General features: G+C 72.8%; 13 protein-coding genes. 11 read left to right on the top strand and 2 right to left on the bottom strand.

Going from position 1 to position 13,072, the window contains the following annotated elements:
• Positions 1 to 15 precede the first annotated feature (15 nt).
• On the bottom strand, positions 16 to 741 hold the full coding sequence (locus ACFYYB_RS10155) for an MBL fold metallo-hydrolase (RefSeq protein WP_389434442.1): 726 nt from the start codon (positions 739 to 741) through the stop codon (positions 16 to 18).
• A 153-nt stretch (positions 742 to 894) separates the two neighbouring features.
• Between ACFYYB_RS10155 and hrcA the strand changes: the two genes are divergently transcribed.
• The 6 genes from hrcA to ACFYYB_RS10125 all read left to right on the top strand — a co-directional run bounded on the left by hrcA (position 895) and on the right by ACFYYB_RS10125 (position 6,422).
• Positions 895 to 1,911: a heat-inducible transcriptional repressor HrcA gene (gene hrcA, locus ACFYYB_RS10150; protein ID WP_389434441.1), complete on the top strand. Its 1,017-nt coding sequence runs from the start codon at positions 895 to 897 to the stop codon at positions 1,909 to 1,911.
• Complete coding sequence (dnaJ, locus tag ACFYYB_RS10145; RefSeq protein WP_250739430.1) at positions 1,912 to 3,048, top strand: molecular chaperone DnaJ; 1,137 nt, start codon at positions 1,912 to 1,914, stop codon at positions 3,046 to 3,048.
• A gap of 179 nt (positions 3,049 to 3,227) precedes the next feature.
• Positions 3,228 to 4,319: a nitronate monooxygenase gene (locus ACFYYB_RS10140; protein ID WP_389434439.1), complete on the top strand. Its 1,092-nt coding sequence runs from the start codon at positions 3,228 to 3,230 to the stop codon at positions 4,317 to 4,319.
• Positions 4,316 to 5,059, top strand: coding sequence for a 16S rRNA (uracil(1498)-N(3))-methyltransferase (locus tag ACFYYB_RS10135; RefSeq protein ID WP_389434437.1), 744 nt, complete (start codon positions 4,316 to 4,318; stop codon positions 5,057 to 5,059). The genes ACFYYB_RS10140 and ACFYYB_RS10135 overlap by 4 nt, the downstream gene beginning before the upstream one ends.
• A 91-nt stretch (positions 5,060 to 5,150) precedes the next feature.
• On the top strand, positions 5,151 to 5,510 hold the full coding sequence (locus tag ACFYYB_RS10130; RefSeq protein WP_382971127.1) for a histidine triad nucleotide-binding protein: 360 nt from the start codon (positions 5,151 to 5,153) through the stop codon (positions 5,508 to 5,510).
• Between the two features lie 3 nt (positions 5,511 to 5,513).
• The gene (locus ACFYYB_RS10125) at positions 5,514 to 6,422 is read left to right on the top strand and encodes a ribonuclease Z (RefSeq protein ID WP_389434436.1); all 909 of its coding nucleotides are present in this window, start codon (positions 5,514 to 5,516) and stop codon (positions 6,420 to 6,422) included.
• Positions 6,423 to 6,634: 212 nt separating this feature from the next.
• Here ACFYYB_RS10125 and ACFYYB_RS10120 read toward each other — a convergent pair whose 3' ends face one another.
• Entirely contained in the window at positions 6,635 to 8,062 is a 1,428-nt protein-coding gene (locus ACFYYB_RS10120) for an MFS transporter (RefSeq protein WP_389434435.1), read from the bottom strand.
• 290 nt (positions 8,063 to 8,352) lie between these two features.
• Here ACFYYB_RS10120 and ACFYYB_RS10115 point away from each other — a divergent pair, with 290 nt between their 5' ends.
• The 5 genes from ACFYYB_RS10115 (at position 8,353) to ACFYYB_RS10095 (ending at position 13,008) form a co-directional block, all read left to right on the top strand.
• Positions 8,353 to 9,453 (top strand): carbohydrate kinase family protein, encoded by a 1,101-nt coding sequence (locus ACFYYB_RS10115; RefSeq protein ID WP_389434984.1) that lies wholly within the window; start codon positions 8,353 to 8,355, stop codon positions 9,451 to 9,453.
• A 334-nt stretch (positions 9,454 to 9,787) separates the two neighbouring features.
• Positions 9,788 to 10,834, top strand: a complete 1,047-nt coding sequence (locus ACFYYB_RS10110) for a PhoH family protein (RefSeq protein ID WP_327306808.1) — start codon at positions 9,788 to 9,790, stop codon at positions 10,832 to 10,834.
• Between the two features lie 13 nt (positions 10,835 to 10,847).
• Positions 10,848 to 11,345, top strand: a complete 498-nt coding sequence (ybeY, locus tag ACFYYB_RS10105; RefSeq protein ID WP_389434433.1) for an rRNA maturation RNase YbeY — start codon at positions 10,848 to 10,850, stop codon at positions 11,343 to 11,345.
• Positions 11,342 to 12,649 carry a hemolysin family protein gene (locus ACFYYB_RS10100; RefSeq protein ID WP_389434432.1) on the top strand — a complete coding sequence of 436 codons (1,308 nt, stop codon included), beginning with the start codon at positions 11,342 to 11,344 and terminating at the stop codon, positions 12,647 to 12,649. The genes ybeY and ACFYYB_RS10100 overlap by 4 nt, the downstream gene beginning before the upstream one ends.
• Complete coding sequence (locus ACFYYB_RS10095) at positions 12,646 to 13,008, top strand: MmcQ/YjbR family DNA-binding protein (RefSeq protein WP_389434431.1); 363 nt, start codon at positions 12,646 to 12,648, stop codon at positions 13,006 to 13,008. The genes ACFYYB_RS10100 and ACFYYB_RS10095 overlap by 4 nt, the downstream gene beginning before the upstream one ends.
• Positions 13,009 to 13,072 lie beyond the last annotated feature (64 nt).

Here is a 13,072-nt window from a genome sequence, read left to right as displayed (position 1 = left end):
GGAGAGCGGGCCCCCTCACGTGTCCGACACGCCGAAACGGGCCGCCAGTGTGTCGCGTTGGGCACGTACGAAGGCTGCGTCGACCACCGCTCCGTGACCCGGCACGTACAGAGCGTCGTCCCCGCCCAGGGCGAGCAGCCGGTCCAGTGCCGCGGGCCACTGCCGGGGCACCGCGTCCGGGCCCGCCTGCGGCTCGCCCGACTCCTCGACGAGGTCGCCGCAGAAGACCACCTCGCGCGCGCCGGGCACGAAGGCCGCCAGATCGTGCCGGGTGTGGCCCGGGCCCACGTTCGCCAGCAGGACTTGCACCCCGCCCAGGTCCAGCGTCCACTCGCCCGACACCAGGTGCCGGGGGAGCACCAGCAGGTCCGCCGCCTCGGCCGCCTCGGTCTCCGCGAGGCCGTGCCGGACCGCGTCGGCCCGCAGCTCGTCCCGGCTCACGGAGAGCAGGGCGTCCAGCCCGACCGGGCCGTAGACCTCCGCCCCCGCGAACGCCGCCCCGCCCAGCACGTGGTCGAAATGTCCGTGTGTGAATGCGAGATGGGTCACGCGCCGCCCCGCCAGCCGCTCCGCCTCGGCACGCACCAGCGCGCCTTCCCGCAGGGAGGATCCGGGGTCGATCAGAAGGGCCGAATCCTCGCCCACCACCAGTCCCACGGTGCAATCCCACACCGGCAGGCGCTTGCGGCCGGCCCGTTCGGCGAGCCGTTCCCAGCCCGCCTCTTCCCAACGCACGTCCATGCCGCGACGCTACCTTGGCGGGCCGCCCTTGCTAGGGGTGTACCACCCCGCCGTACACTGACCGGGGGATCTCTGGCACTCGAACGCTCAGAGTGCCAGCAGGCAAGGCCTGCCGAAGCCGCGAACGACGGAAACGATGGAGGTGTGCGCGCGATGCTCAGCGAACGCAGACTCGAAGTGCTGCGCGCCATCGTCCAGGACTACGTCGGGACGGAGGAGCCGGTCGGCTCCAAGGCGCTCACCGAGCGCCACCGGCTCGGCGTCTCGCCCGCCACCGTGCGCAACGACATGGCCGTGCTGGAGGACGAGGGCTACATCGCGCAGCCCCACACCAGCGCGGGCCGGATCCCCACCGACAAGGGCTACCGGCTCTTCGTCGACAAGCTGGCGGGGGTCAAGCCCCTGTCGACGCCCGAGCGCCGGGCCATCCAGAACTTCCTCGACGGGGCCGTCGACCTCGACGACGTCGTCGGCCGTACGGTGCGGCTGCTCGCGCAGCTGACCCGGCAGGTCGCCGTCGTCCAGTACCCCTCGCTCACCCGGTCCACCGTCCGGCACGTGGAACTGCTCTCGCTGGCCCCGGCCCGCCTGATGCTCGTCCTCATCACGGACACCGGCCGGGTCGAGCAGCGGCTCGTCGACTGCCAGACCCCCTTCGCGGACACCTCGCTCGCGGACCTGCGGGCCCGCCTCAACAGCCGTGTCGTCGGCCGCCGGTTCACGGATGTGCCGCCGCTGGTGAAGGACCTTCCGGAGTCCTTCGAGACCGAGGACCGGGTGACGGTGAAGGCCGTCCTCGACACCCTCCTCGAAACGCTGGTGGAGGAGGCGGAGGAGCGGCTGATGATCGGCGGCACCGCCAACCTCACCCGCTTCGGACACGATTTTCCCCTGACGATCAGGCCGGTGCTCGAAGCGCTGGAGGAGCAGGTCGTGCTCCTCAAGCTGCTGGGCGAGGCCAGTGAGTCGGGAATGGCCGTAAAGATCGGGCATGAGAACGCCTACGAGGGACTGAACTCCACGTCCGTCGTCTCGGTCGGCTACGGTTCGGGCGGCGAAGCAGTCGCCAAACTCGGCGTGGTCGGACCGACCCGCATGGACTACCCCGGAACGATGGGAGCGGTACGCGCAGTGGCACGTTACGTCGGACAGATCCTGGCGGAGTCGTAAGTGGCCACGGACTACTACGCCGTTCTCGGCGTGCGCCGCGACGCATCGCAGGACGAGATCAAGAAGGCCTTCCGGCGGCTCGCACGCGAGCTGCACCCGGATGTGAACCCCGATCCCAAGACGCAAGAGCGTTTCAAGGAGATCAACGCGGCCTACGAGGTCCTCTCGGACCCGCAGAAGAAGCAGGTCTTCGACCTCGGCGGCGACCCCCTGTCCTCCTCGGGCGGCGGCGGGGCCGGCGGCTTCGGAGCGGGTGGCTTCGGCAACTTCTCCGACATCATGGACGCCTTCTTCGGCCAGTCCTCGCAGCGCGGACCGCGCTCGCGGACCCGCCGCGGCCAGGACGCCATGATCCGCCTCGACCTGGAACTGGACGAGGCCGCCTTCGGCACGACCAAGGACATCCAGGTCGACACGGCCGTCGTCTGCACCACCTGCTCCGGTGAGGGCGCCGCTCCCGGCACCTCGGCGCAGACCTGCGACATGTGCCGCGGCCGCGGTGAGGTCTCGCAGGTCACCCGGTCCTTCCTGGGCCAGGTCATGACCTCGCGCCCCTGCCCGCAGTGTCAGGGCTTCGGCACCGTGGTCCCGACCCCGTGCCCCGAGTGCGCGGGCGACGGCCGGGTCCGCTCCCGCCGCAGCCTGACCGTCAAGATCCCGGCCGGCGTCGAGAACGGCACCCGGATCCAGCTCGCGGGCGAGGGCGAGGTCGGCCCCGGCGGCGGCCCCGCCGGCGACCTGTACGTGGAGATCCACGAGCTGCCGCACCCGACCTTCCAGCGGCGCGGGGACGACCTGCACTGCACGGTCACCATCCCGATGACCGCGGCGGCCCTGGGCACCAAGTGCCCGCTGGAGACGCTGGACGGCCTGGAGGAGATCGACATCCGGCCCGGCACCGGCTCCGGGCAGGCGATCCCGCTGCACGGGCGCGGCGTCACCCACCTGCGCGGTGGCGGGCGCGGCGACCTGATCGTGCACGTCGAGGTCACCACCCCCGGCAAGCTGGACCCGGCGCAGGAGGACCTGCTGCGCCAGCTGGCCAAGCTGCGCGGCGAGGAGCGGCCGATGGGCCAGTTCGCGCCGGGTCAGCAGGGCCTGTTCAGCCGCCTGAAGGACGCCTTCAACGGGCGCTGAGCCGCGCGCGGGCAGCGTACGAGAACACCTGCGAGCCCGGTCCGGGGATGCCCCGGACCGGGCTCGCGGCATGCGGGGCGGCGGGGCGGCGGCGGTATTCGGGCACCCCGGTGAAGGGGACTATGCCAGGCGAATGCCGTGATTCGGTCCCGTGAGCGGGACATGGCACGATGCAGCTCATGTCCTCCGCACCGAACGGTCTCTTCGCGTACCCGATCGTGCAGGCGCCCATGGCGGGCGGCGCGTCCTGCCCGCCGCTCGCGGCCGCCGTGTGCGAAGCGGGTGGGCTGGGCTTCCTCGCCGGCGGTTACAAGACCGCCGACGGCATGTACCAGGAGATCAAGCGGCTGCGCGCGCTCACCCGCCGGCCCTTCGGCGTCAACCTCTTCCTGCCGCAGACCTCCCAGGTGGACCCGGCGGCTCTGGAGGTCTACCGCGGGCACCTCGCCAGCGAGGCGTCCTGGTACGAGATCTCCCTCGCGGACGAGGACATCATCGGCACCAGCGACGACGGCTACGACGCCAAACTGGCCATTCTCATCGAAGACCCGGTACCCGTGGTCTCGTTCACCTTCGGCCTGCCCTCGCCCGCGGCCTTCACCTGTTTGCGCAAGGTCGGTACGTACACGATCGCCACCGTCACCTCCGTCGAGGAGGCCCGTGCCGCCCAGGCGGCCGGCGCCGACGCCGTGTGCGTCCAGGGCGTGGAGGCGGGCGGCCACCAGGGCACCCACCGCGACGACCCGCAGGGCGACGGCACCGCCGGGGTCGGCCTGCTCGCGCTCGTCGCGCAGGTGCGCGAGGCCGTGGCCCTCCCGATCATCGCGGCGGGCGGCCTGATGCGCGGCTCGCAGATCGCCGCGCTGCTCGCCGCGGGCGCGGAGGCCGCGCAGCTCGGCACGGCCTTCCTGGCCTGCCCGGAGTCGGGCGCCCACCCCCTGCACAAGAAGGCCCTGACCGACCCGCTGTTCGTCCGGACGGAGCTCACCCGGGCCTTCTCGGGGCGGCCGGCCCGCGGACTGGTCAACCGGTTCATGCGGGAGCACGGCCCGTACGCCCCCGCCGCGTACCCGGCGGTCCACCACCTGACCGCGCCGCTGCGCAAGGCCGCCGCCGCGGCCGGGGACCCGCAGGGCATGGCCCTGTGGGCGGGCCAGGGGCACCGGCTGGCGCGGGCCCTGCCGGCCGGGGAACTGGTGGAGGTGCTCGCGGCGGAACTCGGCGCGGCACAGAACGCGTTGAAGGCAATGCAGATGAGGAGTGCGTCATGACCGCCCCGGTGTTCGTGGTCGAAAAGGTTCCCGCGGGGCCGGAGTTCGTCCTGGACGGCTCTGAGGGCCGCCACGCGGTCTCCGTGAAGCGGCTGGCTCCCGGCGAGGCGCTCGTGCTGACCGACGGCCGGGGCGGCTGGGCCGAGGCCGTGGTGACGGCCGCCGAGGGCAAGGACCGCCTCGTCGTCTCCGTGTCCGGGATCTTCGAGGAGCCGGAGCCGGCCGTCCGGATCACCGTCGTCCAGGCCCTGCCCAAGGGGGACCGGGGCGAGGTCGCCGTCGAGACCATGACGGAGACCGGCGTGGACGCGATCGTGCCCTGGCAGGCCTCGCGCTGCATCACCCAGTGGCGCGGCGACCGGGGCGCCAAATCCCTCGCCAAGTGGCGGGCCACCGCGCGCGAGTCCGGCAAGCAGTCCCGCCGGGTCCGCTTCCCCGAGGTCGAGGAGGCGCTGTCGACCAAGCAGGTCGCGGCGCTGCTCGCCGAGGCCGACCTCGCGATGGTCCTCCACGAGGACCGGGACGCACCCTCGGGCGCGCTGGCGACCGCGGAACTGCCCGCCGCCGGCTCCGTCGTCCTGGTCGTCGGACCCGAGGGCGGGGTCTCCCCGGACGAACTCGCGGCCTTCGCCGCGGCCGGGGCGCACCCGTACCGGCTGGGCCGCTCGGTGCTGCGCACCTCGACGGCGGGCACGGCCGCGGCGGCGGTGCTGCTGGCGCGGACGGGGCGCTGGTCCTGACGGCCGTGACGGGCTGCCGGCCCTGAGGGGGCCGGCGGGCGGTGGTGGATACGATGCCGGAATCGATCACCCGTCACGAAGGGCTCAGCACATGGCCGGGGAACCGCAGGCCGACTGCCTGTTCTGCAAGATCGTCGCGGGGACCATCCCCGCCACGGTCGTCCGCGAGACGGACACGACCGTCGCCTTCCGCGACATCAACCCGCAGGCGCCCACCCACGTCCTCGTCATCCCGAAGGCGCACTACCCTGACGCCGCCTCCCTCGCGGCCGCGGAGCCCGGGATCGCCGCCGACGTGCTGACCGAGGCCGGCCGGGTCGCGGTGGACGAGGGGCTCGCCGACCACGCCTACCGGCTCGTCTTCAACACCGGCGCCCGGGCCGGCCAGGTCGTCTTCCACGCCCACGCGCACGTCCTCGGCGGCCGTGGCTTCGAATGGCCCCCGGGATAAACCGTGTCCGCAAGAGAATTCGTGGTGCTGGGCACCGCCAGCCAGGTGCCCACCCGCCACCGCAACCACAACGGCTACCTGCTGCGCTGGGACGGCGAGGGCATCCTCTTCGATCCCGGCGAGGGCACCCAGCGCCAGATGCTCCGCGCCGGGGTGGCCGCACACGACATCAACCGGATCTGCGTCACCCACTTCCACGGTGACCACAGCCTCGGTCTCGCCGGCGTCATCCAGCGGATCAACCTGGACCGGGTCCCGCACCCCGTCACCGCCCACTACCCGGCCTCCGGGCAGAAGTTCTTCGACCGGCTGCGGTACGCCACGGCCTACCACGAGACGGTGCGGCTCGCCGAGGAGCCGGTGGCCGAGGACGGGGTCCTGGCGCGCGGGGACGCGTACACCCTGGACGCCGTACGGCTCTCGCACCCGGTGGAGTCCTTCGGCTACCGGCTCACCGAGCCCGACGGGCGCCGGATGCGGCCCGAACTGCTCGCGCTCCACGGCATCAAGGGGCCGGACGTGGGCCGGATCCAGCGCGAGGGCAGCCTCGGCGGAGTCACGCTCGACGAGGTCAGCGAGGCCCGCGCCGGACAGCGGTTCGCCTTCGTCATGGACACCCGGCTCTGCGAGGGCGTGGAGGAGCTCGCGGCGGGCTGCGACATGCTGGTCATCGAGTCGACCTTCCTCGACGAGGACGTCCGACTGGCCACCGACCACGGGCACCTCACCGCCGGACAGGCCGCCCGGGCGGCCCGGGACGGGGGCGTGCGGCACCTCGTGCTGACGCACTTCTCGCAGCGCTACACCGACCCGTCGGAGTTCGAACGCCAGGCCCGTGCGGCCGGGTTCGAGGGCGAGCTCACGATCGCCGCGGACCTCGTACGGGTTCCCGTGCCGAAGCGGCCCGGATAGCCCGGGGAGCGGCCCGCGGGGGCCGTCCCCGTCCCGTACCCGACGGGCTAGGGCGTCTCTTTCGGATCTTGTCGGCCGAGTCCGCGTCGTCTGGTGCCGTGCCTGGGCGTGCTGTCGGGGCGCTCGCGTACTGGGCGTACGGGGGCGCCTCGGCAGTGCGGCCAGGCGCGGTGCCAGGCGTCGCGGACTCGGCAAGATCCAAAAGAGACGGCCTAGACGCCGGCGCGGGTCCGCTTGCGGGTGCGGTCCCGGCCGCGGCGGGTTGCCGCGGGGGAGAGCAGCAGGACCCGGAGCGGCGGCAGGCGCAGGGGGCGGGGGCGGAGCTGCGCGAGTTCCACGACCTCCAGCTCCTGCGCGCCGACCCGCGGCACCGAACCGGCCGGCGTCCCGGCTCCGGCGGCGAGCACGGCCGCCGGTGCCCCGCCGCGGCGTCGCACCGAGCCCGGGGTCAGCGGGCGGCCGCCGACGTGCAGGGCGACCCCGGCCATCGGCCCGGCCACCGCCAGCAGCAGGATGCCGAGGACCAGCCCCATGCCGGGGAACCCCGCGGCCTCCGCGAGCAGGCTTCCGGTGACGGGCCCGCAGGCCACGCCGAGCGAGGACGCGGAACCGACCAGGACGGCCCACCGCCCGCGCGGGTCGAGGGCGGCGGCGAGGCCGATGGCGTAGGAGAGCACGACGGGGTAGACCGCGTTCCACAGGATCTCCCCGGCGGCGAAGGCACCCACGTCCCGAGCCTGGGAGGCGAGCACCACGCAGCAGGCGATGACCACCGTGCCCACGCCCACCGGGACCGCCCGCCCGAGCCGGGACCCGAGCAGGGAGGCGCCGGTGAACCCGAGCAGCCCGGCGCCGAGCGCGGCCGCGAAGACGATGCCGAGGGTGACCTCGGACAGGCCCGCCTGCTGCGCGCCGATGCGGCCGCTGACGCCCCACAGGGCGTTCTGGGCCAGCGACCACAGCATCAGGGCCCCGGCGAGCACCACCCCGGCGCGCGGGTACGGCAGCCGCCCGGAGGCCCGTACGGCCGGGTCCCTGAGGTCGCCGAGGTCGGTGCGGGGGGCGAGGTCCGTCGCCTCCGCGGCCTCCGTGCGGTCGGCCCCGGGCAGGCGGCCCGTCGCCGGCCAGCACACCAGCGCGACCAGGGCGATCGCCGCGAACGGCAGCCCGTGCCCGCCGCCCAGCCGGGGCAGGGTCAGGTACAGGGCCCCGGCCGTGGCCGACACCGACAGCAGCCCCAGCGAGGAGGTCCGGTGCGGGTCGCGCTGCGCCGCGATCCCGGAGGCGGCGACGGCCGTGGCCGTGCCCGAGCCGAAGCCGCCGAGGACGGCGCCCGCGATGACGAGGGGCAGCTGCGCGGTGGCGGCGGCCGTGCCGTACCCGAGGACGGCGAGCAGCAGTCCGAGCCGCGCCAGCGGGCGGGGCCCGAGGCGCGGGATGCGGGAGGCGAGGGTGAATCCGGCGGTGGCCGAGCCGAGAAGCAGGGCCGAGCCGATCAGTCCGGCCTGCGCGGGGCTCAGCGGGAGGTGCGCGTCGAGCCGGCCGACGACGGTCGGCAGCAGGTACGGGGCGACGTAACCGGAGGTGAAGAGCGCGACGAGCGGCCAGGCGGCGGGCGGCGCGGGGGTGCGGTCGGGCACGGGTGTTCCAGGATGTGCAGGTGGAGCATGAGATTCCGCAAGACCGCGGGGCTCATATCTATCAAAATGCCCGATCCTCCGAGAAGGGCGTTCGGGCGGTGATCTGCGTCACACTGTATTCCGGGTCGGCCCGGGAGGGAGGGCCCGGCGGCCGTCGTGGGTTGAATCCCATCAGGGAGTCCCATCAGGGAGTCCCATCAGGAAGTCCGATCGGGAAGCCCAGGGAAGAACGACCCGCTGAGGAAACGACCCGCCAAGCTCAGAACGCGCACCGACCGAACGGGGAGTACATCGTGACCAGTCGCAGCAGCCGGGACAGCCTCGACTCCGCCGTGGACCCGCTCGGTCCGCTGCGCGACCCCCATGAACCCGGCTGCGACGTCTTCCTGACGGGCACGGTCTTCCTCGACATCATCTTCACCGGCCTCGAATCGGCCCCCGTGCGCGGCACGGAGTCCTGGGCGCGGGGCATGGGTTCGAGCCCCGGCGGCGTCGCCAACATGGCCACCGCCCTCGCCCGGCTCGGCCTGCGCACCTCCCTGGCCGCCGCCTTCGGCGACGACCACTACGGGGAGTACTGCTGGGACGCGCTCGAACAGGGCGAGGGCATCGACCTGTCGATGTCGCGGACCGTGCCCGGCTGGCACAGCCCCGTCACCGTCTCGATGGCGTACGAGGGCGAGCGCACGATGGTCTCCCACGGCCACGAGGCCCCGCCCCCGGCGGGCCCCGGACCGTTCCCCCAGTGCCCGCCCCGCGCCCGCGCGGCCGTGGCCTCGCTCGGCCCGGGCGGCGGCGAGGCCTGGGTCGCCGAGGCGGCCCGGCGCGGGGCCCGGGTCTTCGCCGACGTCGGCTGGGACGACAGCGGGCGGTGGGACCTGGGGGCGCTGGCCGACCTGGAGCACTGCGAGGCCTTCCTGCCCAACGCGGGGGAGGCGATGGCCTACACGCGCACCGACTGCCCGCGCGCGGCGGCCCGGGCGCTGGCCGAGAAGGTGCCGATCGCGGTGGTGACGATGGGCGCCGAGGGCTCGTACGCGGTGGACGGGCGGACCGGGGAGACGGCCGAGGTGCCCGCGATCGCGGTCGACGCGCTGGATCCGACCGGGGCGGGCGACGTGTACGTGGCGGGGTTCCTCACCGGCACCCTCGCCGAGTGGCCCCTCGCGGACCGGCTCGCCTTCGCGGGCCTGACGGCCGCGCTCTCGGTGCAGGAGTTCGGCGGCTCCCTGTCGGCCCCCGGCTGGACGGAGGTCGCCCACTGGTGGCGCACCGCCCCGGAGGCCCTGCGGGGGCGGTACGGCTTCCTGGACGACATCGTCCCGCGGGCCGCGGAGCCCGCCAGCCGGCGCCGGGCGGTCCCGACGATCGGCTTCCGGCAGTCGGCCTAGGCCACACCGGCGGGGGGAACGGGGGGCCGGGCCGCGACTCCTCCCCGGGAGCCCCCGCGCGGACGGTCCGGCCCGGCGGCGGTCCGGTCGGGTGCGGCGCCGTTGCCGGGGACCGGTCACCGGACCCCTGCTCCTCAAACGCCGGAGGGGCTGGTTTGGGACGGCCTGTCCAGTCCGGTGCGGCGCCGTTGTCGGGGCCGGTGCCCGGCCCCCGTAGGGGACCGCGTAAAACCCCTCGGGTATGCCGCGGCGGCGACGTAGGCTTGGAAGTCCGGTGGCCGTCGATCGGCGCGGCCCCTCAGTGGGAGGTATGCGCAGGCCACAGTGCCGGCCCATGACTCAGACACCGACAGCCAAGACCCCCGCGCCGGGGCAGGCAAGAGCCCATTTCTCCGTGCCGGCCACCCATCCGATGGTGTCCGTCCTCGGTTCGGGCGACGCCCTGTTGCGCGTGATCGAGAAGGCCTTCCCGAAGGCCGACATCCATGTTCGGGGCAATCAGGTCAGCGCGATCGGCTCGACGGCGGAAGTCGTGCTGATCCAGCGACTGTTCGACGAGATGATGCTGGTGCTCCGCACCGGGCAGCCGATGACGGAGGACGCAGTGGAACGCTCGATCGCCATGCTCAAGTCGAGCGGCAACGGCGGGGGCCCGGACGAGACGCCCGCCGAGGTGCTCACCCAGAACATCCTCTCCAGCCGCGGCCGGACCATCCGCCCGAAGACCCTGAACCAGAAGCGCTACGTCGACGCGATCGACAAGCACACGATCGTCTTCGGCATCGGCCCCGCCGGTACCGGCAAGACCTACCTCGCCATGGCCAAGGCGGTCCAGGCCCTGCAGTCCAAGCAGGTCAGCCGGATCATCCTGACCCGCCCGGCGGTGGAGGCCGGCGAGCGCCTCGGCTTCCTCCCCGGCACCCTCTTCGACAAGATCGACCCGTACCTGCGGCCGCTCTACGACGCCCTGCACGACATGATCGACCCGGACTCGATCCCGCGGCTGATGGCGGCGGGCACGATCGAGGTGGCGCCGCTGGCGTACATGAGGGGTCGCACACTCAACGAGGCGTTCGTCGTGCTCGACGAGGCGCAGAACACCACCCCCGAGCAGATGAAGATGTTCCTGACCCGGCTCGGGTTCGACTCGAAGATCGTCGTCACCGGCGACGTGACCCAGGTCGACCTTCCGGGTGGCGCCAAGAGCGGTCTGCGGCAGGTGCAGGACATCCTCGAAGGCGTTCCGGACATCGCCTTCTCGCGGCTCACGTCCGAGGATGTCGTCCGGCACAAGCTGGTCGGCCGTATCGTCGACGCGTACGAGAAGTACGACGACAGCCAGGACGCGAAGCAGTCGCGGAACGGCTTCCAGCGGAAGTAGACACAAGCGCACCATGTCGATCGACGTCAACAACGAGTCCGGAACCGATGTCGACGAGCGGGCGATCCTCGACATCGCCCGCTACGCACTCGCCCGGATGCGGATCCACCCGCTCTCGGAGCTCTCCGTCATCGTCGTGGACGAGGACGCGATGGAGCAGCTCCACATCCAGTGGATGGACCTGCCCGGACCCACCGACGTCATGTCCTTCCCGATGGACGAGCTGCGTCCGCCGAAGAAGGACGAGGAGGAGCCCCCGCAGGGGCTCCTCGGTGACATCGTGCTCTGCCCCGAAGTCGCCAAGAAGCAGGGCGAGGACGCCCCGACGAAGCACTCCATGGACGAGGAGCTCCAGCTCCTGACCGTCCACGGGGTGCTGCACCTGCTCGGGTACGACCACGAGGAGCCGGACGAGAAGGCCGAGATGTTCGGCCTTCAGGCGGCCATCGTCGACGGATGGCGCGACGAGAACGGCGTGACCGGCCCGTCCCCGGCCCCGACCGTCTCATGACCGGTGATCTTCAGCTGATCACCGGGGCCGTCCTGCTGGTGGTGGTGGCCTGGTTCGCCGCGTGCGCCGAGTCCGGGATCGCCCGGATCTCCGCCTTCCGCGCCGAGCAGGCCGTACGGGAGGGCCGGCGCGGCAGCGCGAAGCTGGCACAGGTCGCCGGCGACCCCACCCGCTACGTCAATGTCGCCCTGCTGGTCCGGGTCACCTGCGAGATGGCGGCGGGCGTGCTCGTCACGTACGTCTGCCTCGACGAGTTCGGGGAGAACTGGACCGCACTGCTCGTGGCCATCGCCGTGATGGTGCTCGTGTCCTACGTGGCGGTCGGCGTGTCCCCGCGCACCATCGGCCGGCAGCACCCGCTGAACACGGCGACGGCGGCCTCGTACGTCCTCGTGCCGCTCGCCCGGATCATGGGGCCGATCCCGCAACTGCTGATCCTCCTCGGCAACGCGCTCACGCCCGGAAAGGGCTTCCGCAAGGGGCCCTTCGCCTCCGAGGCGGAGCTGCGCGCGATGGTCGACCTCGCGGAGAAGGAGTCGCTGATCGAGGACGACGAGCGCCGCATGGTGCACCAGGTCTTCGAGCTGGGCGACACCCTCGTGCGCGAGGTCATGGTGCCGCGCACCGACCTGGTCTGCATCGAGCGGTACAAGACGGTCCGTCAGGCGACCACGCTCGCGCTGCGGTCCGGCTTCTCGCGGATCCCGGTGACCGGGGAGAACGAGGACGACATCGTCGGCATCGTGTACCTGAAGGACCTGGTCCGCAAGACGCACATCAGCCGGGACGCGGAGAGCGACCTCGTCTCCACCGCGATAAGGCCCGCGGTGTTCGTGCCGGACACCAAGAACGCCGGCGACCTGCTGCGCGAGATGCAGTCGGTGCGCAACCACGTGGCGGTCGTCATCGACGAGTACGGCGGCACCGCCGGCATCGTCACCATCGAGGACATCCTCGAGGAGATCGTCGGTGAGATCACCGACGAGTACGACCGGGAGATCCCCCCGGTGGAGGAGCTGGGCGGGGACCGCTACCGGGTCACCGCGCGCCTCGACATCACCGATCTCGGTGAGCTGTTCAAGGTGGACTCCTTCGACGACGAGGACGTGGAGACGGTCGGCGGACTGCTCGCCAAGGCGCTGGGCCGGGTCCCGATCGCCGGCGCCTCGGCGGTGGTGGACCTGCCCGACGGGCGGCCGCTGCGGCTGACGGCGGAGTCCCCGGCGGGACGGCGGAACAAGATCGTGACCGTGCTGGTGGAGCCGATGGCTCCGGCGGAGGACGCGGACGGGGAGTCGGAGTGACGCCGGCGGAGCTGCGCGACTTCTGCCTGGGGTTCAACGCGGCCGTGGAGGAGTTCCCCTTCACCCCGGAGACCTCGGTGTTCAAGGTGCTGGGGAAGATGTTCGCGCTCAGCGCGCTGGACGCCGAGCCGCTGAAGGTCAACCTCAAGTGCGATCCGGAGCGGGCGGTGGCGCTGCGGGCGGAGCACGAGGCGATCGCGCCGGGCTGGCACATGAACAAGCGGCACTGGAACACCGTCACCGCGGGCGGACCGGGGGCCCTGTCCGACGCGCTGGTGCGGGAGCTGGTCGAGGACTCGTACGACCTCGTGGTCGCGGGCCTGCCGAGGGCGGAGCGGCTGCGGCTCGACCGGCCGTAGCGGCGTCCTGCCGTGGGGCGTCCTGGCGTAGGGGACGTCCTGCGGTGGTGGCGTCCTGGCGTAG

This window comes from Streptomyces sp. NPDC002886 (assembly GCF_042888445.1).
Classification (GTDB): Bacteria; Actinomycetota; Actinomycetes; order Streptomycetales; family Streptomycetaceae; genus Streptomyces.
This window is presented reverse-complemented; position numbering and strand designations above follow the sequence as displayed.